Origin of the sequence: Pseudomonas sp. P7548, assembly GCF_013386585.1 — a bacterium.
Lineage (GTDB): Bacteria > Pseudomonadota > Gammaproteobacteria > Pseudomonadales > Pseudomonadaceae > Aquipseudomonas.
In genome coordinates, this window is record NZ_JACARO010000203.1 from 1 (window position 1) to 1,251 (window position 1,251).

Consider the following 1,251-nt stretch of genomic DNA (forward strand, 5'->3'; position numbering starts at 1 on the left):
TGTGTGGGAGCGGGCTTGCCCGCGAAGGCTGTGTATCAGTCAGCACATCCTTCTCTGACACCCCGCATTCGCGAGCAAGCCCGCTCCCACAAGGGTTTCAGTGTGAGGCTGGCTGCTTGCGCGCACCCAACCGACTGATCCACACCGCCCCCACAATCACCAACCCGCCCAACGCCAGCCTCCCCAGCGGCTCATGCTGGTTCCAGATCAGCAGGTTCAGCAGCAACCCCACCGGCACGTGCAGGTTGTTCATCACCGCCAGGGTGCCGCCCTGTACCAGGCACGCGCCTTTGTTCCACCAGTACATGCCCAGCGCAGTGCTGACCAAACCGAGGAACACCAGCACGCCCCATTGCAACGGGGCTTCGGGCAGGAAGTTGGCTTTGCCGAACATCAGGAATGCCGGCAGCACCACGATCAAGGCGCCCAAGTAGAAGTAGCCGAAGCGACGATAATGCGGCAGGTCGCTCGGGTAACGCGCCACCAGGTGCTTGTACATCACTTGGCCTGCGGCATAGGTGAAGTTGGCCAGTTGCAGCAGCAGGAAGCCACCGAGGAAGTTCGGGGTGATCTGGTCGAAGCGAATCACTGCCGCCCCCGCGACGGCCACCAGTGCCGCCACCAGCGCCCACGGGTTGAAGCGCCGGTTAAGGGCGTCTTCGATCAGCGTCACGTGCAACGGTGTGAGGATGGTAAACAGCAACACTTCCGGCACCGTCAGCACGCGAAAGCTCAGGTACAGGCACACATAGGTCACACCAAATTGCAGCGCACCGATCATCAGCATGCCGCGCATGAAGGCCGGTTCCACCGAACGCCAACGGGTCAGGGGGATAAACACCAGGCCGGCCAGCACCACGCGCACCAGCACCGCGAAGTAACTGTCGACGTGACCGGCGAGGTATTCGCCGATCAAGCTGAAGGAAAATGCCTGAATCAGGGTGACAACCAGTAGATAGCCCATGCGCGCCTCGTTTCGAATGGGCGGGACATTAAAGGTTTTCGGGGCGACACGAAACTCGGGGCAAAAAAAAACCCGACCTCGCTATAGCGTCAGTCGGGCAGGAGCACTCAGGAGCAACAAGTGCAAAGGGAGGTTCTTACGCGTACTTGAAGGGTTTGCGTGGGCTTAGATAAACACCGCGCGATTATCTGACGATTAAAGGATCACGCGACCTGCGCCAACAGCGCCTTGGCGTGGTTGATGCCCTTCTCCTGGAAGTCGCCGCTCAGGTTCACCCCTTCGGCGTG

1 protein-coding gene and 1 pseudogene are annotated in these 1,251 nt (G+C 60.4%); both read right to left on the reverse strand.

Features of this window, described 5'->3' with window-relative positions:
- Nucleotides 1–97: 97 nt before the first annotated feature.
- A complete protein-coding gene (locus HX803_RS32245; protein ID WP_178926095.1) occupies nucleotides 98–964 on the reverse strand; it encodes a carboxylate/amino acid/amine transporter in 867 nt (288 codons plus the stop codon).
- A 203-nt stretch (nucleotides 965–1,167) separates the two neighbouring features.
- A pseudogene (locus HX803_RS32250) lies at nucleotides 1,168–1,251 on the reverse strand (FMN-dependent NADH-azoreductase); the annotation flags it as partial.